We start from the raw sequence: 20,633 nt of genomic DNA on the forward strand, positions 1-20,633 counted from the left end.
AGCGCTTGGTCGAGCCCAGGACGCCGACGTGCAACACCTGAAACACCCTCGTCCTCGTAGATCATGCCGCAGCCGGCAGCAGTTAGCGCATCGCGTTGAAGGTCGAGGTTCTGTTCTCCGGACGAGACCCGTGCATAGCCGATTTTCATTCGTTCGTTTTGCTACAGCCTTTTGCAACGGCCAACCCATTGATTTCATTGAGGCCGAAATTTGTTGCGAAAGGGAACCCTTTCGCAACAACAAGAAAAGCAAAAAGCGCCCAATTGCGGACATTCGGCTCTTATGCTCCACTTGCGTGATGGGCCCTTCGAAACACGCTAGAGCTATGTTCGTTACCTTGGCGGCAGCATTGGCGATCCTCGGTGGCTGTAACAGGCCCGTGTCTGACCCTAAGCTGCTCAGGGCGATCCATTTCGAGGCTCAAAAGCTGATGAGGTCGTACCGGCCAGAGCATCCGAACGAGCGGAAGAATGTCCCAAAAGGTGAATGGCCAGTCGTTATTGCAGGCCTTCGTCCTGAGAATGTCATGGTTCACTCGTCGGGCGTCGAGATCGTGACGAAGAGCGGTTTCGATGGAGGCTACGGCTACGAGGTGCCGCGCACCAAAGCAGGCCTGTCGATGCCCGCCGCTTGCTACTCTGAACCCAGCCCAGGCGTATTCTGGCATAACCCGTGCTGACGACGGCAACCGCCCACTTGTGGACATACGACAAAGCACTAAGCTGCAGCTCTCACCCCTCAGGGCACAGCCATGCGAAACGCAATCAAATTCAGTGCCGCCTTGACGGCTGCGATGCTTATTGGCGGAGCGGGGTATGCGGCTGTCACGGGTTGGCGCCATAGCGTGCCAGAGTTCATTATAGATTTTCGAACTGCTGATGCAGCCCCTGAGACACCGACTTTGCTTTTGATCTATGGCGAGGAGGGGAGCGATCCCTTCATTGAAGGAAGCGGTCGAGCGGACATTCGGGTCACAGACTGTGAGACGAGAGGCGCGCTTTGTATCAGCCCGTCTTTCCGCAAAGAATATCTACCAGGCCCGAAGAAGCCGCAGAGCCTCCAAGTTCGCATACTCAATGGGAATGGAAATCCGATTATTGGCGGGGTCCGCTGGGTTGGTTCATGGCATCCGGATCGTGTCCGCGTGACGTGCGATCTGCGTCTTGCAGATGTTCGAAGATCTTGCGTTATATCCGAAGTCACGTCCTAGACCGAACGTCTTCTTTCCATCAAACCCGGACATTCACGGCCGGCACGCATCGGATTTCTGCATCAAGCGATGCCACGATTTCTGCGGCTTCGAGCCTGATGCAGATCTTGTGATTTTTGCATCAGAAGCTTGAAAACGGGGGAGCTCTCACTCTCGCCAAAAAAGTTGAAATCGGAAAAGGTGACCAGTAGCATTCGATATGCGCTTACTTATTCCAGATATGAGTTCACAAAAGCTCATCGCGGCAGTTTTTTTTGCTTCACTTAGCTCGTGTGCAACAGACCAACCCGGTGTCTTGGGTTAGCGCGTAATACTCTCACAGCCATTCGAGATCGTTCAGGCAAATAGTCTGCCTTCCATGATCTCTTGGAAATTGGAGAGCCTGTCGGAAATCGATCCAGACCATCCCGTTGTATCGGATGGCGACACACAAACCCTTAGCCTGTTCGGGCGTGAGGATTTAATCGCAGCATCTAGCGACGATTATAAAACCACGAACTGCTCACCATCTGCACTGGCGACAGGGGCTGTAGATGAAATCGTGCGTAGAGCCGAGCAGACTTCCATAGTCATTATCAACGAAAGCCACGAACGATCGCGTCACCGCTGGTTTACTGCGGAAGTAGCACGACGCCTGCGCCCACTGGGTTACGATACGTTGGGGCTGGAAACGCTATCGAATCCGCCGGCTACTGTACCGCAGCGGTATCTGCCCTCGCTTCTTGGCCATCCGGACCTGCCCTATCTTCCCGATGACGACGGCCACTACTCTTCAGAGGCGGGCTACGGGCGGCTCGGGCGGCAAGCCAAGGCTCTTGGCTATCGCCTGCTGCCTTATGAGGACAACACACACAACGAGCCGAGCAAAGGTGTCAGTCAGAGCCAGCAGATTGCTCTTCGAGAAGAAGCCCAGGCCAACAACCTAGCGGCATTCGTAAAGAGTCACCCGGCCGCCAAGCTGTTGATTCACGTCGGCTATTCGCATGCAACCGAAGTTCCTCGGGCCGATGGCCAGAAATGGATGGCCGCACGGCTGAAAGAAAAGACCGGTATTGATCCTCTTACTATCTCACAAACGACATGCCGGGGCGGTAGCGAAACCATGCGGCTCGCGACCTTACCTTCGGACCAACCCGCCGGAACGTTCGATCTAATCATCGACCATCCAACCGAGCGGTTCACGCGCGGACGGCCGGATTGGCGTAAGATGGCAGGCGACAGGATCACTACCATTCCCCGCAAATTTCGACCGGCAAAGGGGTGGCGTGTGATCGAGGCCCGCCCCCTAGGTCAGCCGGACACTTCGGTCCCGATCGATCGAGTAGCAATCCGCCCAGGTGAGGACATCGGCTTGCTGTTGCCGCCTGGACGCTACTATGTCCGCGCGATCGACGTGGCTTATTCCAACCCCAAATGAGCACCAGTCGACAGGTAATTTATGGTGCCCTGTTGATGCAAAACTTTTGATTTTTGCATCAAGCGTGGCCGGGATTGGTGGTTAGCGGACGTCGACCGCCGTTGAAGTGTCCGGCGGCGCGCTTGCCACTTCCTTGATTTGGAGAACTGAGCGCGCGCGAAATTCGCAGGAGTATCGGTTTAAATGGCCGGAATGGACGCCGTCTACCCGGGTACCAAGCATCACTATTCCGAAGGTGGCGTATCCTTGCGTTGCTCCTGCCTTGGTGATCGCCGTGTTGATCAAGGTCCGAGCCTCAGGCGTAGCATCGAAGCCGCACTCCGACTCTTTGGCCTTGAAGCAGTTCCAAGGCTTTTTGAGTGAGCACTGCTGGAACGACTCCCCCTCGGTGTAGAGGGTCAGGACACCAGTTATCCTGCGCTCTTCGCCACGTTGCGATGGGTCGTGAGCCTGCTGGGCCAGTGGCGCGGCCTCCCATGGTGCTAAGGCAAGAAGGGCCAAGGCAGCGGAAGCACTCATCAGTCTAGTCTGTACCTATGCTGGAATGTCTACAAGCGGCCGGTTCGGTCCGGAGCAAAAGCGACCCCTTTTGCGACGCGGCCTATGTAGCTTCGATTCTCGAAATGAGATCCTATTTGGGAAGGCCTTTGCCCGCCGTCTGTAGAATGAGAGTTACCGGCCCTTCCGTTAGAACGCTTTGGCTGCCAAGGGGTGCTTAGGTTCTGGAGGGGTACGTCATGAGCGGCAAGGTACAATTCGGCATCATCGCAGCCAGCGTGTGCGTCACGGCCGCGCTAGTCTGGTGCGGCGCAAATCTAACCGCGCTTCTCATGCACGAACTAAGTCAGCATCCCGGTGCAGCAAAAGCTATGCCGCTTCTCCCTATGGTTGTGCTGCCTGTCGTTGCGGTCATTCTTTATCGTCGACGCAGTCGCCCGGTGATCTTGGCCTGAAAGCAGCGCCGTTCCATTTCTTTTGTTCGTGCCCCTCCCCCTTGTGGAACCGGCTCGACCGGCCCGGTTGCCAGTCCTCCAGGAGATCGAGCAGTTCAAATGCCCAAGCCAATACAAAATCCTCGACTTGGTTTCGCCTTCACCGCTACAACGCTGGGCTTGCATCAGTAGACCGCCACCGCCCAATATAGCCCTACACCGTTCGGTCGACCCTGGGCTAGGCACGTCTTTAAGTGTCTCAATTACCCACGTCCGCTTGCTGCCGTTCACTCGAAAGGGTAGCTGCAGGAATGAAATCTGACCGCCTAATCCTGCGAAGCTACGCCCGTGTAACGGCGAAGCTTAAAGAGCGGATCGCAAGTGGCGAGTTTGCAATGGGTGCCCGCCTGCCACCGGAACGCGAACTTGCGACATGCTACGAAGTGTCACGTCCGACGATCCGTGAGACGATGATTGCGTTAGAAACCGAAGGATTTGTGTCAGTTCGTCCTGGATCCGGAGTATACGTGATTTCCACGCGTTCGCGGCTCAGTAGGGCAGTCGAAAAAGACGTTGATCTATTAGAACTTATTCAAGCTAGATGCGCAATGGAATCTGAGGCATGCGTCTTGGCGGCAACTCGGATATCCTGTGAACAATTACAAAGACTTAAATGCGCGGTAGAAGATATGCGTGTATGCCATGAAAAAGATGACATTATCGGCTTCGAGTATGCCGAGCGCCATTTTCATATGGTTATTGCTGAAGCTAGTGGGAATGCTGTCGTTTCCATCGCCATTGTCACGCTCTGGAATATTCAACCTTTTAAATCGCAGGCTGGCGTATTAACTAACAAAATAATTTCCGTAGGCGGCCCAAACGGCTTCAAAAATTATGAGGAAGTCATTGCTTCCTTAGGACTCGGAAATGGTAAGAAGGCCAGTTTTCAACTAAAGACATATTACAATATTATTATAGATCTAACTTTAAAAGATATGGAGTTGTCGGCTATAAACCAAGTTCGTGCGTCTATTGAATTAAAACGAAATTGTTACAGTCTAGAAGGTATAGACTAGTCATTATATATAGTTAATACAACACTACGTTTAATGAAATATAAATCTAATCTATACTTAATCTTTGGTTTTTCGCTCGAAGATCGACAAAAATAATGACGGACAATTAAATGTTTTCTGCAAAGGCTGCATCTATTAAATTGTAATAGTTAGTCTTTTGTCGTGTAATTTGGCCACCGAAATTATCTACACATTGCCGGTTTTAGGCGCCGTCACCCCAAGCCGACAGATTTCGCTGTCTGTTGACAATCCATCAATTTGTCGGACATGTTATCGCTATCAGACAGGCGGCGTCGTTAATAAGGCGGCCGTCGGTAATAGGAGCGACCGGTGGCCTTCGCCTCAAATGCTAGAAATGGGCGCGATACCTACGCGTTATTAAGCAATTGGCGGCGGTCTGCTCGATGGCCTGACGTTCTTCTGAGGCTGAGGTTTGGTAACGATCCGGACTGTATAGATATGAACAAGCCCCCACTACATGGACAATTGTATACTTAATGCCCCCTTTTACTTATTGATTCAAATAATCTGATCTTCTGAAACAGCATTTTAACAGTTGAAATATCCGCCTTTGTCTTTATGCCCTACTAAAGAACTCAATAAATACGCTGATTATATATCTCAGACTATATAAAAACAAACAAAACAAATAAAACAAACAAAACAAAACAAATTGGAGTTGGATAATGAAACTTCACTCGGCTGTACTTACAGTTGCCGCACTAAGTGCGGCAACGCCTGCGTTTGCCGATGTCCCCTCACTCCGTAAGCAAGGTAGCGCGACTCAGCTGATCGTCGGCGGCAAGCCGATGCTGGTTATCGCAGGCGAGCTCAGCAATTCTGCAGCGTCCAGCGCCACGTACATGGCGCCGCACTGGAAGAAATTGCGAGCGATGCATCTTAATACGGTTCTCGCGCCGGTTGCGTGGGAGCTCATCGAGCCGCGGGAGGGGCAATTCGACTGGAGTTCAGTCGACGCCATGGTGCGTGACGCTCGTGCGGCCGACCTGAAGCTGGTCATTCTGTGGTTTGGCGCATGGAAGAACTCGATGTCGACCTACGCCCCGTCCTGGGTGAAGCGCCACCAGACGCGGTTTCCACGTGCACAAGGTCCGAACGGGCAAGGCGTCGACATTCTATCGGCGTTCGCACCCGCGACGTTGAAGGCCGACCAGCGTGCTTACGCTGCACTGATGGCGCATTTGAAGACGATCGACGGTACGCAGAACACCGTCGTGATGATGCAGGTAGAGAACGAGATCGGCATGCTACCGGTCGCGCGCGACTACGGCCCTCTCGCCGAGGCCGCATTTCGTCAGCCCGTACCGACCGAACTGGTCCAGTATCTAATGCAGCACAAGGCCAGTCTCGTTCCCGAGATGCAGGCGATGTGGGTCGAGCGTGGTGCAAAGACGCAGGGCTCATGGGAGGACCTCTTCGGCGCAGGCGACGCTGCGGCGGAAGTGTTCACCGCTTGGCATTATGCACGTTTCGCGGATCAGCTTACCGCGGCAGGCAAAGCGGCGTATCCGATGCCGATGTACGTCAACGTCGCGCTCAATCGCCCCGGTCGCGCACCGGGCGAATATCCAAGCGGCGGTCCGCTGCCTCATCTTATCGACATCTGGAAGGCCGGCGCACCCGAGATCGATTTTCTGGCACCGGACATTTACTTTCCGAACTATGTCGACCTGGTGGGTCGCTATAAGCGTCCCGACAATCCGCTCTTCATTCCGGAGGCGAACAACGCGGACAATACCGCAGTCCCCGCCAACGCCTTCTTTGCGTATGGCGAGCATGACGCGATCGGTTTCGGACCTTTCTCGATCGATTCGGTTGACGATGCTCCCAACGCTCTAACGAAGGCCTATGATGTGATCGACCAACTCTCACCGCAGATACTCGCGGCGCAGGGGTCGAACCGAATGGCCGGGTTTAAGCCACGCGTGTTGTACGACGAGACGGTCGTATACGAACCTCAGGTTCGAGACATCGGCGGCTATCGCTTCACGATCGCCTACGCTGACATTCAGCGGCCAGTCGCAAAGCCAGATACTGCGAGCTATGGCGGGTTGATCATCCAGACCGGTCCTGAGGAGTTTCTGGTGGCGGGTCAGGGTATCACAGTGACCTTCAAGCCCATCGGCGACGGTCCAGCGCTGGCCGGCATCGACAGTGCTTTCGAAGGACGGTTCGACGCCTCAGGTCATTGGGTACCGGGTCGGCTCCTCAACGGTGATCAGACCCATCAGGGGCGCCACATCAGCCTGCCAGCCGGCGATTGGCAGATTCAACGTATAAAACTCTATCGCTACCGCTAGGTAGTCCAGTTGACATGGCTGGTAAGGCCAATTAAGACCATTATACTGATAGCGCTATCACGCGCAGTGTATGACTGACACCGACAACGAAGCGGTGAAGTCGTGAGGAGAGGAACTAGAATGAATTCGATCGTACGCCGCCGTAATGTTCGTGTGGCACTACTTACCGCAGTCGCGGTCAACGTCATGATTGCCATCGCGCCTGCTGCCGCGCAGGTTGCCGCGCCCAGCACGACGACGCCAATCGCGCCGGAGCAGCAGGGCATTACCGGTACGACGACCCAAGCCGAACCGGCCCCCGCTGATGCCAGTGGTCAGAGCACGACCGCCCCCGACAACGGGCTCGGTGGTACCGACGAGATCGTCGTTACCGGAATTCGAGGTAGTCTTCAGAGCGCGACTAATGCCAAGCGGAACGCTGTCGCGTTCGGGGACTCAATCTTTGCGGAAGATATCGGCAAGCTGCCGGCGACCAATCTCGCCGAAACGCTGAATCGCATTCCGGGTGTGCGCCTGAACCGAGACATCACTGGGGAGGGCGTACAAGTCGCGATCCGCGGGCTCGGTCCGAGCTTTTCCAAGGTCCTGCTCAATAATACCCAGATCGCAATCGCTTCTGACGGCGGCACGAACGGTACCGGCGGCGGCAATCGCGAGGTAGATCTTGATTTCTTCCCGTCCGAATTGTTTACGCGCCTCGATGTCTTAAAGTCGCCGGTTGCATCGACGCTAGAAGGCGGGATTGCCGGTACGGTCAATCTCCGCAATGCGCGACCATTCGACAATCCGGGTACGCATCTAACTGTCGTCGGCCAAGGCCAGTATAACGATACTAACAACCGCTTTGGTCCACGCGGCGCGATCGTAGCGAGCAAGACCTGGGACAAGTTCGGCATTCTGATCGGTCTCCAGGGGGTTAACCAAAAGACCCGCGTCGATGGCTTCGAGACCGTTGGCTACACCGATGGCAACGTACCGACCGGTCGACCTGGTGTCGGCGACGTTGGCGGAAACGGTTTTGCGTATGCCCCAGTCGTCCCAGGAAACACCGGGTTCGGCCTGACGCCAGGCGCCCCCGTAGACTTGGCGGCAACATCAGGTTTGACCGATACGCAGATTCGCAGTGCGCTCATCCCGCGGCTTGGTCGTAACAACGTGACGCAGGGTACACGCTCGCGGTATTCGGCGCTGCTCGCCGTGGAATTTCGCCCGACCGATACGCTTAGCTTAGCGTTTGACGGCATCTACGCCAAGTCGAAGCGCGACTTCGTCAAGTCGAACATGAACTGGTACGTTCGCAATTCGGGCCCCGGCCGGGATCCTACGTCTACGGGCGGCATGGTCCCGGTCGCTTTGACCGTCGACGCGAACAACGTGGTTACAAGCGGGACGTTCGCGAACTCGGCCTTTTTCCTCGAAGAGAGCATTTTCCGGCAGACCACCGAGTTCTACAATCTAAACCCAAGTCTGACATGGGCGCCGAGCGACACGTTCAAGGTCGAGGCGCAGGTCAATTACGGCAAGAGCACTTTCTACCGTGAGCAGCCTAGCTTCCTGATTCAGACTCCACGCGAGACGGGCATCAACGCCTTCTACGATAATACTGACAGCAAAAATCCGCAGCCGATCATTACATCGAATGTCGACTTAGGCGATCCCAATCTCGGCTGGAAGTGGTATCGGCAGAATGTCCAGAGCGTACGCCGCAAGACCGAAACCAAGGGTGCGCATGTCGACTTCACGCTCGGCGACGCGAACATGAACTTGAAGTTTGGTGGCGCCTACGACAGCGCGCTGCGCAACGTCCGCGCCTACGACAACTCGACTGCCTACCAGACCTCGGTGTGCGGCGCGACGTGCGACGGCACTACCGGCAGCGTCACTAATGCGCAGTTGTCGCAGTACCTACAGCGCCTGAACGTCACAGACATCGGCAAGCTGTCGAAGGGCAATGTAGGCTATAGCAGCATCATCTCGACGAAGCTCAAGGAACTGCAGGCGGCGACTAATTATCAGTCGTTCCTCGACAACGCGCCCGAAGCTCGCGGTTCGGTGACCGGTGGCACGACCGGCGACATTTTAGAAAAGACGTTCGGCTTCTACATGGAGGGCAACGGCGTCAGCGAAATCTTCGGTCGCGAACTGCGCGCTAATGCAGGTGTTCGCTACGTCCATACCGATCAACGTGTTGCAGGGCCGGTCCAGGTGGCGGCAGGACTCGTCGATGTGATTCAGGACTCGTCCTACGAAAAGGTCCTGCCGTCGCTTAACCTTACATATGACGTCATGAACCGCGTGAAGCTGCGCTTCGCCACATCGATCAGCATGACGCGCGCCGACGCAGGTTCGCTACTGCCGGGGCTTACCTTCTCTGATCAGGGCGCACAGGTCGCGACTGCGGGCAATCCCAACTTAAAACCCTACACGTCAGAGAATATCGATCTCGGCGGCGAATACTACACCGGGGGTATCGGCTATGTTGGCCTGTCGTACTTCCGCAAGAACATTAATGGTTTCACAGCTAACATCCAGTCGACGGTGCCGTTCACCGCGCTGAACCTGGCATTCAGCACACTGACCACGACGCAACAGCAGGCGATTAACGGTCGTGGTGGTCCTGATGTCGCACAGATCGTCGTAACGCAGCCGGTCAATTTGAACCAGCTCAAGATCCAAGGCGTCGAAGCGACGTGGGTTCAACCGCTGGACTTCCTCGTAACTGGGCTCGGCTTCTCCGCGAACGGCACGCGTATCACGCAGAAGTCCGATACGGGGCTGGTCGCGTCGGGTATCGCGCCGTGGAGCTACAATCTGCAGGGCTTCTACGAGGGGCACGGGGTCTCGCTCAGCCTAAACTATGTCTGGAACGATGAGTCTATCGCGGCAAACGGCCCACAGAATAACATTCCGGTACCGCTTCGCGCTGACGCGCGTGGTCAGTTTGACATGTCGATTGGATATCAGCTGCCGTTCTTTGAAAACCGAATGCGTTTGACCCTCGACGTTCTAAACATTACTAACGAGCCGTTGCGTACTACATTTGGCTACGACAATGCTGCTTACAGCGTTTATTACCCTGGTCGCCAATTCCTCGGCGGTATCCGAGCTAAGCTCTAAGTCTCCTCCCCTCGAGGAACCTAAGAGGCCAGCTTGAGGGCTGGCCTTATTTTTGACAACTGGTAATCGGCTTTTTCCCACGTGGATATCGCCGAGGTGCAGACCGCCGAGGGCAAGGCTCTCCTGAGGTCGTCGAAGGGCTCTATCTGTTTGTAGGCATCGACCGCACGAGTAAGTTCGCAGTGACGCAGTTGGTCGACAAGGCTGACAGGCGGACGGCTTGGGAAATTTCCGGAACACCTGCTGAAAGCGGTGCCGTACCGGATCCACACGATCCTGACCGACAATCCTGTCCTGAGCGAAGTCGAAGCGGGCATCCAGTTCTCTGAGCAGCCGCGCAACCGCAACACCGCCTGTTCGCGGCAGATGCGCTTCGACATGATCTGTGAGGCGAACGACATCGAGCATCGGCTCACAAAGCCGAACCACCCTTGGACTAATGGTCAGGTCGAGCGGCTGATCCGCATTATCAAGGAGGCGACCGTTAAACGCTTCCACTACGAGGGCCACGAGCAGATACAGACGCACCTCGCCGACTTCATGGCTGCGTATAATTTTGCCCGCCAGCTTAAGACGCTCAGCGCTCTCACACCCTACGAATACATCGCCAAAATCTGGACTTCAGAACCAGACCGGTTCATCGTTAACCTGATCCACCAGATGCCGGGACTAAACAGCTAGCCTGCGGCTCCGATAGGCGTCGACAATGCTCGCTGGCTGCTCTCAGCGGTACGTATGAGCATTCGGCCGGCGATGAGCCGTGTGTCGCGTGCTAACAGCCCTCCCCCCAACCTAGAATGTTGCAACGCGGCACCAACCCTCTATGATACGCTATATCATGTCGCTTGCAGATTGAGGCTAATGCCCGATAATAACGGTAACCCTATCGCCATTCACGAACTGGCGCTTGCCTACGGTAACCATCGCGTTCTCGACGGTCTTTCGCTTACCGTTCCCACCAGCAGCATAACGGCGTTGCTGGGTGGCAACGGAGCGGGCAAGTCGACTACCTTGTCCGCTCTGCTTGGCTTCGTGCGCGCCGATGCAGGAGAGATCGCAGTCTGCGGCATCGATCCAGGTGCGGACGCTGACGCGGCACGCCGACGCATTGCCTATCTCCCCGAGAACGTCGCGCTGTACGAGCATCTGAGCGCTGTTGAGAATGCCGATTACCTGTTGGCACTCGCTGATCAACGTCAGGACCGGGGAACGATCACCAATGCGCTGGCATCTGCCGGGTTGCAGGACCGGGCGTGGGACCAACGGCTGGGCGGCTTCTCCAAGGGTATGCGGCAGAAGGTCGCGATTGCAGTGGCGTTGCTGCGCGAAGTGCCGGTGCTGCTGCTCGACGAGCCGACCTCTGGTCTCGACCCGCGCGCAACCGCCGACTTCAACGCGCTGCTCCTGAAAGTCCGCGACCGTGGCACCGCGGTGCTAATGGTAACGCACGACCTCTTATCTGCCGCCGATGTCGCCGACCGGATCGCCTTCCTTGAACAGGGCAGGATCGTCGAGGATGTCACGGCCACCGGGTCCGAAAGATTCGACATTCGCGCCCTGCATGCGCGGTTCCAAGTCGGCGTAGGGACCCGTGCGGCGTGAGTGCGACCCACCTGATCGCGCGTGACGAACTTCGGTTGATGGCACGCAACCGCGTCGCGGTAATCGCGCTTGTTCTGCTCGTCCTGCTGACCCTGGCGGCTGTACTTAGTTCATGGTCGCACCAACGCGGCATCGCCGAGCTGCGCACGCGGCATCAGCAGGTGGCTGCTGCGGCGTTCAAGGCTCAACCTGATCGCCACCCGCACCGCATGGTCCATTACGGCACCTTCATCTATCGTCCGCTGGGAGCGTTGGCCGCGTTCGATCCCGGTGTCGACGCTTTCACGGGCAACAGCATGTTCCTCGAAGGCCACCGCCAGAACAGCGCCAATTTCGGCGACGTCCGGCAAAGCTCCTTGCTGGTCCGTTTTGGGCAACTCACCCCCGCCTTCGTCCTTCAGGTGGTCGCCCCATTACTGCTGATCTTCCTGGGCTTCGGCGTGCTGGCGCGAGAGACCGAACGAGGAACACTGCGATTACTGATGCTGCAGGGTGTCTCGCGCGGACAGCTCGTGCGTGGCAAGCTTGCCGCGCTCGGGATCGTCGCCTTGATCGTCGGATTGCCGGCGATGGTCGGTTTTGTCGCAGTCGTCGCGCAACCCGGTACGCTGGCGTTGCCAATGGCCGCCATCGGGCTAGGCTATGCGCTGTATCTTGCATTGTGGGTCGTCCTGATCCTGCTCGCGTCGGGTTTTGCCCGGCGCGGGCGCGATGCCCTGCTTGCACTGCTGGCAATATGGACGGTCGCGGTCGTGCTGGTGCCGCGCATCGCCCCCGATATTGCGGGGGCCGCGGTGCCGCTCCAGAACCGTCTTCAGACCGATGTCGCCATCGCGCGCGACCTGCGCCAGCTGGGCGACAGTCACAATCCCGATGATCCGCATCTGGCAGCCTTCAAGCAGTCTGTCCTGCAGCGCTACGGGGTAACCCGGGTCGAGGATCTGCCGGTGAACTACAAAGGACTGCTCGCGATGGAGGGGGAGCGGCTGACGTCCGGCCTGTTCGATCGCTATGCAGGTGCCAGCTTCGCGGCGCAGACCGCTCAGAACCGGTTGGTCGATGCGATCGGTGTGCTGAGCCCAACGATCGCGATCCGCGCGCTGTCGATGGCTGCGGCGGACACCGACTTTGCCGGACATCGCCGCTTCCTTGAACAGGCAGAAACGTATCGCTACGCCCTTGTGCAGCGTCTCAACCGGATGGAGGCGAAGAATGTCAGCTACGCCGACGATATAGCCGAGGATGCGGGTGCCGATCGCCGCAAGCGGATCGCAGCGGACAATTGGCAACAGATGCCTGATTTCGCCTTCGTTGCGCCAAGCGCCGCGACGCTCGCGACCGCGGCGCTTCCTGGGATCATTATTCTGGGACTATGGCTGGCCGTCGCCACACTGCTGCTCACGCGTGTGACCCGTCGTCTGGGAGCCCGTCAATGACGCTGTGGATGCATGAACTGCGCCTGTTGCTCCGTGCGCGACTAAGCGTCGTGGCACTGATCCTGATGGCTATACTCACCGCCGCTGCTGTCACCGCAGGCATGGTGGAAATCTCCCAGCAGCGCACCGCAATCGCCGCAATCCCGGCCGCGCAAGCAGAAGACATCGCAGCCGTTGCCGACTATGTCGATCGGACCAAGGACGCAGGCAGTGCGGGCTATTACAGCTTCCACCCAACCTGGGACGCACCGTCCCCGTTGGCCTTCGCCGCACTTGGGATGCGCGACGTCTCGCCCTACATCCTGCGCGTCCGCGCGTTGGGGCTGGAAGCGCAGATCTATGACGGCGACGTTTTCAATCCTGAACTCGCTCTGCCGGGCCGGTTCGATTTCGCTTTCGTGCTTGTCTTCCTCGCGCCGCTGTTCGTGGCGGCGCTGTTCCATGATCTGACGTCCGGCGAACGCGAGGCGGGGCGGCTGCGAATGCTGGATGCCCTACCGCGGGGCGGCGCAATGCTGCTGCGGCGACGTATGCTGTTGCGTATCGCGCTGTTATGGGCCGCGCTTGCCGTGCCCTTCCTCGTTGCCGCGGTAGCGTCCGGCGTCGGGGGCGCATCCATTCTCGCGGTCCTCGCCGTGATCCTTGCCTACCTTCTGTTCTGGATGGCGCTCGCCGCACTGGTCGCGAGACTCCGCTGGAGTTCGGTCGCAAACGCTGCAACGCTGGCAGCGTGCTGGCTTGCACTGGTGCTCGTCCTGCCGACACTGGCGCACGTCGCAATCAACCGCGCCGTGCCGATCGGTCAGGGCGCAGAGATCGCGCTGGCCCAGCGCGAGATGGTCAACCGCGCCTGGGACATTCCCCGCGAAACGACAATGCGCCGCTTCTATGTCGGTCATCCCGAATGGGCGGACTCCGCCCCACTCGGGTCCACCTTTCATTACAAATGGTATTTCGCCTTCCATCAGGTCGGGGATGAAAGCGTCGCGACCAAGGTCCGTGCTTATCGAAGCGGGTTGGAACGCCGCGATGCCGCGGCGCGCATGCTTGGGTGGGTGCTGCCTTCGGTGGGAGTACAGGCTTTACTGACCAGGCTGGCTGACACCGACGTTCGCGCACAGCTGGCATATCAAGACCGAGTGCGTGCCTTCCACGCCAGGCTGCGCAATTTCTACTACGGGTATCTGTTTCGCGACCGGCCGTTTGGCAGAGCCGACTTTGGCCGGGCGCCGAGCTTTACCACTCGAATAAATGCCGCGGGTGGATCCGGCGAGACTGCCGACCTGTGACGATACCGCCCCTCCACGGCGGTGATCGCTAACCCGGCGCTACCAGGCCTTCCGCGCCTCAAAAAAGCGGCCATCAGCAATTCGCCAAACATAATAAGATAACATCACCTAAGGGGATCTACATGCGATCTTTCGCGATAGCGCTTGCCGCCACCGCTGCGATGCCGATGCCTGCGTTGGCGCAGGAGGTCGTTCGGGAAGCCGACGCAGTCGAAGACGACGATGAGGCCGGCGAGATCATCGTTACCGGCAGCCGTTTTGGTGGCCGAACGGCAACGCAATCGTCGACGCCAGTGGACGCCATATCGCGCGAGGCGCTGCAACAAAGCGGGCGTGTCGATCTCATCCAGATGCTGAAGGTTCAGGTGCCGAGCTTCAGCGCTCCGCGACCGCTGGCATCAGGTGTCGGCGATTTCATCCAGCCACCGTCCCTGCGCGGACTAGGGGCCGGCGAACTGCTCGTGCTGATCAATGGTAAACGTCGCCACACCACGGCCGACCTCAATTCGAGCAACGGCATCGGGCGCGGCGACGTCGCGGTTGATTTCAACGCCATCCCGACCCTTGCCATGTCGAGGATCGAAGTGCTGCGCGATGGTGCTGCCGCCCAATACGGCTCGGACGCGATCTCGGGGGTCATCAACATGATCCTCGACCGCTCGCTCGGCACCATCGCGCAGGCGGGCTATGTGCAGACTACGAAGGGCGACGGCGACACCTACGAGGCAAGTGCCTCCACAGGCATCCCGCTCGGAGCGAACGGCGTCCTGCGCCTGACCGCGGCTTACCAAGACCGGGATGGCACCAATCGTGCGCGGGCGGATACGCGGCAGCAGTATTTCGGGACGAACGCCGTTGGTAGGCCAGTCGCGCCTTCTGGCAACTATGGCTCCGGTGTTGGACTGACACCATCGAACGGGACGCTCGACCCGCGGGAAGCCGGGTTCGACCGGAACGTATTCCAGCAGGGCGATCAGCCAAACCGAAACTACCAGCTCTTCTACAACCTCGTCGCGCCCCTGCCAGGGGGGACCGAACTTTACAGCTTTGGAGGGTACAATCGCCTCGATGGCGACATCCAGTATTTCTTCCGCCGTCCTGGACAGGACGAGACGGTACGCGCGCTCTACCCGGACGGTTACAGCCCGGGCCTCGACACCAGGCTGGAGAACATTTCCACCGCGATCGGTCTGCGTGGAGACGACCTGGCGGGGTTCGGTTGGGACCTGTCGACCGTCTATGGCGTCAGTACCGTCCGCACGACTTACGTCGACAGTGTCAACGTGTCCTTGGGGGCTGCCTCCCCATCGCGCTTTTACCGTGGCGGTAGCGACTTCTATCAATGGACCTCGAACCTCGATTTCACGCGAGAGATTCCGGTCGGTGACGATCAGCCGTTCAGACTGGCTTTCGGCGCCGAGTATCGCGAGGAAGCCTACCGTCTTTTCTCGGGGGCGCCCGATGGCTATCGCAATGGCGGGGTATTGATCCCGGATGGGCCCAACGCCGGTCGTCCGGGGCCGATAGGTTCGCAACCCGGACCGAGCAACGGACCCGATGATCGTGCGTCGATCGCTCGCGATAGCGTCGCGTTGTACGGCGAAGTGGAAAAGCAGTTTTTCGGCCGGCTGCTGTTATCAGGTGCGGCCAGGCATGAACGTTATTCCGACTTCGGCAGTACCACGAATTTCAAGGCTGCCGGGCGGCTCGGTTTGTTCGGCGGGCTTGCGCTGCGAGGCTCTTACAACACCGGCTTTCGCGCGCCTGCGCTGGCACAGTCCGGCTATAACGCATCGAATACGCTGATCCTCAACGGCGCCCAAGCGATCGTGCGGGTGGCGGCAGTCGACAATCCTGCGGCGCGGCTCGCAGGCGCGACCGATCTGAAACCTGAACAGTCACGCAACGTGTCTATCGGAACCGTCTTCGAGGCCGGCGGTTTCACGGCGACACTCGATGCCTACCGGATCAAGGTGCGTGACCGCATCGCCATCTCATCGACCTTTCAGGACGCCCGCCTGACCAACTATCTGGCCGCCAATGGGCAGTCTGGCTTCGCTGCATTGTCGTTCCTGACCAACGCGGTCGATACGGAGACAAAGGGCATCGATCTGGTCATGAATTACCGACATCGCTTTGGAGACCGAAGCCGTATCACGGCCACGCTTGCGGGCAATTATAACAAGACGACGTTCGATAGGATCGCGGGCACCCCGGCGCCGATCGCGGCGCTCGGCATCACCACGCCGCTCTTTGACCTGACCCAGCAGCTCCGCTTTTCGGACAGCCTACCTCGCGACAAGATCACGCTGGATCTGAGTTATGCGCGAGGGCCGTTTACGTTCTCCGTCACGAACACCCGGTATGGTCGCGTCGCGACGGTAGCGTTGCTCAATCGTACGCCGGCTCAAGTCGCAGCATTGGTACAGGGCTATGACGTTCGCTTGGTTCCCTCGGTAGGTAGTGCGGCGAACTCGGACATCATCCAGCGCTTTGGTGCCAAGGTCCTGACGGATATCGATGTCAGCTGGCAGGCAACACGTGCATTAAGGCTGAGCGTAGGAGCGCAGAACGTCTTCAACATCTACCCGGATGAGAATATCGCCTCAACGGTCTCCAGTGTTGCGGTCGGGAGCAATGGCGCCGACAATGCTGGCACCCAGCCTTACAACGCCGTTTCTCCCTTCGGATTTAACGGTCGATCCGTGTTTATTCGCGGGAGTCTGAATTTCTGAATCAAGCTGGGCTGCCGATCAACGCGGATCTTCCGCACCGGCACAGTGTCTCATCCGGTTTGTCGATCGGTTTCTAAGATTGATCCCCGACGCCGTCGATCAGAAGGCCAGTATGTCATGGCATATCACACTGGCACGGATGTATTTCGTGTGCGGGCCATCTTCCCGCAGCGCCGGCTTTTCACCAACCTCTTCAGGAAAGTAGCCGATGTTGCCTCCGGCCGAAAAATAACGGGTGCGCCGTCAGCTACGCGAACATCACTCTCATGTGCCTCGCGGCCGTTCGTTCGGCCTTGCGAACTTCGCCAAAGTCCGACGCTCCGAATTGTCGCGGTGCCGCGACCAGCGCATAAAACCGGTCGTGAACAGGATCATGGGCAGTATACCCGCAACCAGCGCGAGCAGCCGGCCGGTGAGCCGGAACGCCTCACCGCCATGCAGCGGGTGGAGCCAGTTTAGCACCGTGTCGCCGCTACTCTCCGCACGGCCGTCACGCACGGCAAGGATGCGACCATCATGGGGATCGAACCAGACATTGGTGCGCGGGAAGCGTCGGCTCGGCTCGCCGGGGCGGGCGGGATTGATACGGACCGCCCCTGTGGGGGTCGCCGGCGTTTCGATCCAGGCCAGCGCAGCGTCGGGAAAGCGCCAACGTGCACGCATGATCAGCGCGTCGATGGTCAAGCGGGTGCTTCCTGGCATCACGGCCGGCTTGGGTGTCTGGTAAAGCGTCGAGACGCTGGAGATGATCGGCCGCGTCTGGTCGGGCAGGTCGAGCATCACCCCCGTCGCGGTCACGACCAGCAACAGGATCAGTCCGGCAAGGCCGGTCAGCTTGTGCCAGTCGTATAGTCGCCGGATCGGCAGGGCGTGCGTCTTGAACCGCAACGCGCGCCACCAGCCCCCTGCTCGCGGCCACCACGCCCATATACCGCTCGCCAGCAGCACCAGCATGACGATCCCGGCAATCCCCATCGCGATCCCGCCGGGCTCCTCTAGCAACAGGCGGTAGTGGAGATCGTAGATCCAGGTGACCAGCGTATCACCCCAGAAGCCGGTGCGGATCGTCGTCAAACGCACCGGATCGACCCAGGCAAGCAGCGGCGCAAAGGCGCGTCCGGTCGTCTCCTTCGGTGTGTAGTACCGGACGGGGATCGCGCCGCCCTCCCCCGACACCTCGATCCGCCACGCGCCGGTGCGCGCCGGATGCTCGCGGTGGAGCGTATCGACCACCGCCTGCCACGACGCAGGGCGTGCTTCCGAGGGCACCGCGCGCAGTACTGGGCTGAGCACAGCGTCGATTTCTGGGTAGAACACCAGCAGGCTGCCGGTCAGCCCGGCAAACGCGAACAGTACGCCGATCGTCAGCCCAAGCCACAGGTGGACGCGCCGCATCGTCACGCGCAGCGATGGACGCGCCGCCATTTTAGAAGCTCAACCGCACTGCGCCGAACAGCGAGCGCGGGTCCGCCGGCGCGTGAAGCCGCTGCGTGCCGTCGTACCAGACATATTCGTAATGATCGTTCGCGAGGTTCTTCAGTTGCGCCGACAGTTCGAGCTGCGGTGTCACCTTGTAGGCGAGTTCCGCGTTCAGCACGACATAGTCGCCATAGCGCCCCTGCGTGTTCGCCGGGTTCAACTCATAGCTTGACTGTCCGTTACCCCAGAACGATACGCGCAGCTTCGGATCCGGGGTTAGGTCCAGCCCGCCCGAGAAGACGTTCTGCGGTACATGGTCGATCGCGTTGCCCGCCTGCGACGGCGTCGCCGGATCGGGCGTCACGATCCGTGCGGTCTGGTGCGAATAACTGCCCCATAGCGCAACGCTGCGCACCGGCTTCACGTCAATTTGGAAATCGACGCCCCGCCGACGCGTCTTGCCGAGATTGTCGAAATCGCCCGATGGATCGTTCAGACGACGCTTCAGTTCGCCACTCGCGGTCTGCTGCCACAGCGCGACGCGCGCTTCCAGCCAGCGACCGCGCGTCAGTTTCACGCCGCCCTCGAACCCTTCGTTGATCGACGCCGCGACATCGACGACGCGGGGCGCCACCAGATACGCACCTGAGCCGGCACCGATCTGGAAGGTCCGGCCGTAATTGCCGTACACCGTGACGCCGTGCACGGGCACGATCGCGACGCTCAGCTTGGGCTGGCTGATCGTGCCGTAATCGTTGATCGGCGCGGTCGTGCCCGCGAGCCGGTTGGTGAAATCCCCCTCGACCCGGTCAAGCCGCCATGCGGGCGTGATCTTCAGCCAGTCGGTCGGTTCGATCACCGCCTGCAGATACCCGCCGTACACGGTTAGGCTGAATTTCTGGTCTCGCGTCTGGCTGGTGAGGATACGCCGGTTGGTCAGCCAGCGCAGACTCTTGTTGTCCTGCACCTGCACGTCGCCGCCCGCCTCGATCATCAGCGCGTTGCTGGCGTGGTAATGCAGCGCGAGCGTGCCGCCATATTGCCATTCCTGGGTCAACCGGCGTTGTTGCGCGACGTTCGCCGAGAAGCGGACGTAGCGGTCGTCGCGCAAAGCGTTGGCATAGCCCTTGGCACTGAGCGCGAGATCGCCGGTGAGGTCGGAATCGAGGTGCACGCTGTACTGTCCGAGCCGGCGCTTGCCGCCATCGGTTTCCGAAACCGCGTAGGAGCGTCGTCGGTTCGTATAGGCATCGGCATCGGTCAGGTAGCCTGGCTCCTCGGCGGTCGCGTTCGAATGGCGGACGATCGCGCCGAGCCGCGTCGATCCGAAGTCGTAGAACCATTTGGCCGCGAGATTGAGCCGGTCGAGATCGGCATGGTCGCGAAACGCATCGGTGCGTCGGTAGCTGACCAGGTAGTTCTGGCTAAACTGGCCGCGTTCCAGACCCGCGGAGACCTGACCGTCGATCGTCCCGAACGCGCCCGCGATGGCCCGCGCGTCGAGGTAGCTACCACCGATCCGCGTCAGGATGTTCGCGTTGCCCGCGATATTATGCAGGCCCCAGCGCGGATCGGAGGTGCCGCGGACCAGTTCGATCCCGGCGATGTCGAGCGGCGAGACCATGTCGATCCCGGTCATGCCGCCTGCATTGTCGTTGGTCGGGACGCCGTCGATCAGCAGCTTGACCGCGTTGATCTCGCCTTCGCCATTGAAGCCGCGGATCGAGAAGCGGCCCGAGGTGGTGCCCTGGTTAAAGTCGGTCAGCACGACACCCGGCAGCCGCGCGAACAGCTCCCAGGTGTTGTCGACCGACTGGCGCTGGACGATGTTGCCGCCGAGTACGTCGACCGACGTCAGCACATTCTCGGTCGAGCGCGCCATGCTGGGCGCGGTCACGACGATATCGCCGATGGTGAAGCGCGTATCGCCCTCTACCGGCCCCGTCGCGGCCGTCCTTGCGGTATCCGTCTGTGCGGTGGCGGGAAAGGCGAGCGCCAGACCCAACATCAGGCCTGGCACAGTGAGCATTATCGTCTTCACTTCAGTCTTCCCCTTAATTCGTTACTTCGTCGATCTGC

The 20,633-nt window shown here is 59.1% G+C and carries 14 protein-coding genes and 1 pseudogene; 11 read left to right on the forward strand and 4 right to left on the reverse strand.

What is annotated here, in order from left to right; all coding sequences use genetic code 11:
* Positions 1 to 149 (reverse strand): recombinase family protein (locus IFT54_RS18900; protein ID WP_192071776.1); only part of this gene is annotated, 149 nt, incomplete at its 3' end.
* Positions 150 to 325: 176 nt separating this feature from the next.
* Here IFT54_RS18900 and IFT54_RS18905 point away from each other — a divergent pair.
* Both IFT54_RS18905 and IFT54_RS18910 read left to right on the forward strand, forming a co-directional pair.
* Complete coding sequence (locus IFT54_RS18905; protein WP_192071777.1) at positions 326 to 679, forward strand: hypothetical protein; 354 nt, start codon at positions 326 to 328, stop codon at positions 677 to 679.
* Positions 680 to 1,568: 889 nt separating this feature from the next.
* Positions 1,569 to 2,627 carry a hypothetical protein gene (locus tag IFT54_RS18910; protein ID WP_192071778.1) on the forward strand — a complete coding sequence of 353 codons (1,059 nt, stop codon included), beginning with the start codon at positions 1,569 to 1,571 and terminating at the stop codon, positions 2,625 to 2,627.
* A gap of 81 nt (positions 2,628 to 2,708) precedes the next feature.
* On the opposite strand, the gene IFT54_RS18915 is transcribed toward IFT54_RS18910, so the two are convergent.
* The gene (locus IFT54_RS18915; RefSeq protein WP_192071779.1) at positions 2,709 to 3,146 is read right to left on the reverse strand and encodes a hypothetical protein; all 438 of its coding nucleotides are present in this window, start codon (positions 3,144 to 3,146) and stop codon (positions 2,709 to 2,711) included.
* 218 nt (positions 3,147 to 3,364) lie between these two features.
* Here IFT54_RS18915 and IFT54_RS18920 point away from each other — a divergent pair, with 218 nt between their 5' ends.
* The 9 genes and pseudogenes from IFT54_RS18920 to IFT54_RS18960 all read left to right on the forward strand — a co-directional run bounded on the left by IFT54_RS18920 (position 3,365) and on the right by IFT54_RS18960 (position 17,135).
* Positions 3,365 to 3,580 (forward strand): hypothetical protein, encoded by a 216-nt coding sequence (locus IFT54_RS18920; RefSeq protein ID WP_159043592.1) that lies wholly within the window; start codon positions 3,365 to 3,367, stop codon positions 3,578 to 3,580.
* 290 nt (positions 3,581 to 3,870) lie between these two features.
* Positions 3,871 to 4,635 (forward strand): FadR/GntR family transcriptional regulator, encoded by a 765-nt coding sequence (locus IFT54_RS18925; RefSeq protein WP_192071780.1) that lies wholly within the window; start codon positions 3,871 to 3,873, stop codon positions 4,633 to 4,635.
* A gap of 686 nt (positions 4,636 to 5,321) precedes the next feature.
* Entirely contained in the window at positions 5,322 to 6,956 is a 1,635-nt protein-coding gene (locus IFT54_RS18930; protein ID WP_192071781.1) for a GH35 family beta-galactosidase, read from the forward strand.
* Between the two features lie 120 nt (positions 6,957 to 7,076).
* Positions 7,077 to 10,073 carry a TonB-dependent receptor gene (locus IFT54_RS18935; protein ID WP_244649270.1) on the forward strand — a complete coding sequence of 999 codons (2,997 nt, stop codon included), beginning with the start codon at positions 7,077 to 7,079 and terminating at the stop codon, positions 10,071 to 10,073.
* Between the two features lie 72 nt (positions 10,074 to 10,145).
* A pseudogene (locus IFT54_RS18940) lies at positions 10,146 to 10,754 on the forward strand (integrase core domain-containing protein); the annotation flags it as partial.
* Positions 10,755 to 10,934: 180 nt separating this feature from the next.
* Positions 10,935 to 11,675: an ABC transporter ATP-binding protein gene (locus tag IFT54_RS18945; protein WP_192071782.1), complete on the forward strand. Its 741-nt coding sequence runs from the start codon at positions 10,935 to 10,937 to the stop codon at positions 11,673 to 11,675.
* On the forward strand, positions 11,672 to 13,111 hold the full coding sequence (locus IFT54_RS18950) for a DUF3526 domain-containing protein (protein ID WP_192071783.1): 1,440 nt from the start codon (positions 11,672 to 11,674) through the stop codon (positions 13,109 to 13,111). Before IFT54_RS18945 ends, IFT54_RS18950 begins: the two co-directional genes overlap by 4 nt.
* Positions 13,108 to 14,400, forward strand: coding sequence for a DUF3526 domain-containing protein (locus IFT54_RS18955; RefSeq protein ID WP_192071784.1), 1,293 nt, complete (start codon positions 13,108 to 13,110; stop codon positions 14,398 to 14,400). Before IFT54_RS18950 ends, IFT54_RS18955 begins: the two co-directional genes overlap by 4 nt.
* Positions 14,401 to 14,561: 161 nt before the next feature.
* Positions 14,562 to 17,135 (forward strand): TonB-dependent receptor plug domain-containing protein, encoded by a 2,574-nt coding sequence (locus tag IFT54_RS18960; RefSeq protein ID WP_192003499.1) that lies wholly within the window; start codon positions 14,562 to 14,564, stop codon positions 17,133 to 17,135.
* 264 nt (positions 17,136 to 17,399) lie between these two features.
* Here IFT54_RS18960 and IFT54_RS18965 read toward each other — a convergent pair whose 3' ends face one another.
* Together IFT54_RS18965 and IFT54_RS18970 are read right to left on the reverse strand one after the other, a co-directional pair.
* A complete protein-coding gene (locus IFT54_RS18965; protein ID WP_197984754.1) occupies positions 17,400 to 18,560 on the reverse strand; it encodes a PepSY-associated TM helix domain-containing protein in 1,161 nt (386 codons plus the stop codon).
* A gap of 1 nt (position 18,561) precedes the next feature.
* Entirely contained in the window at positions 18,562 to 20,583 is a 2,022-nt protein-coding gene (locus IFT54_RS18970; protein WP_244649272.1) for a TonB-dependent receptor, read from the reverse strand.
* Positions 20,584 to 20,633 lie beyond the last annotated feature (50 nt).

The sequence above is a fragment of the Sphingomonas sp. CFBP 13714 genome (assembly GCF_014842205.1).
GTDB lineage: Bacteria > Pseudomonadota > Alphaproteobacteria > Sphingomonadales > Sphingomonadaceae > Sphingomonas > Sphingomonas aerolata.

What these genes read in the sequence shown, in the direction of transcription:
- IFT54_RS18955 (WP_192071784.1), top strand. Translation starts at nt 13,108, where the DNA reads ATGACGCTGTGGATGCATGAACTGCGCCTGTTGCTCCGTGCGCGACTA.
- IFT54_RS18945 (WP_192071782.1), top strand. Translation starts at nt 10,935, where the DNA reads ATGCCCGATAATAACGGTAACCCTATCGCCATTCACGAACTGGCGCTT.
- IFT54_RS18965 (WP_197984754.1), bottom strand. Translation starts at nt 18,560, where the DNA reads ATGGCGGCGCGTCCATCGCTGCGCGTGACGATGCGGCGCGTCCACCTG.
- IFT54_RS18915 (WP_192071779.1), bottom strand. Translation starts at nt 3,146, where the DNA reads ATGAGTGCTTCCGCTGCCTTGGCCCTTCTTGCCTTAGCACCATGGGAG.
- IFT54_RS18970 (WP_244649272.1), bottom strand. Translation starts at nt 20,583, where the DNA reads ATGCTCACTGTGCCAGGCCTGATGTTGGGTCTGGCGCTCGCCTTTCCC.
- IFT54_RS18925 (WP_192071780.1), top strand. Translation starts at nt 3,871, where the DNA reads ATGAAATCTGACCGCCTAATCCTGCGAAGCTACGCCCGTGTAACGGCG.
- IFT54_RS18930 (WP_192071781.1), top strand. Translation starts at nt 5,322, where the DNA reads ATGAAACTTCACTCGGCTGTACTTACAGTTGCCGCACTAAGTGCGGCA.
- IFT54_RS18920 (WP_159043592.1), top strand. Translation starts at nt 3,365, where the DNA reads ATGAGCGGCAAGGTACAATTCGGCATCATCGCAGCCAGCGTGTGCGTC.
- IFT54_RS18910 (WP_192071778.1), top strand. Translation starts at nt 1,569, where the DNA reads ATGATCTCTTGGAAATTGGAGAGCCTGTCGGAAATCGATCCAGACCAT.
- IFT54_RS18905 (WP_192071777.1), top strand. Translation starts at nt 326, where the DNA reads ATGTTCGTTACCTTGGCGGCAGCATTGGCGATCCTCGGTGGCTGTAAC.
- IFT54_RS18935 (WP_244649270.1), top strand. Translation starts at nt 7,077, where the DNA reads ATGAATTCGATCGTACGCCGCCGTAATGTTCGTGTGGCACTACTTACC.
- IFT54_RS18960 (WP_192003499.1), top strand. Translation starts at nt 14,562, where the DNA reads ATGCCGATGCCTGCGTTGGCGCAGGAGGTCGTTCGGGAAGCCGACGCA.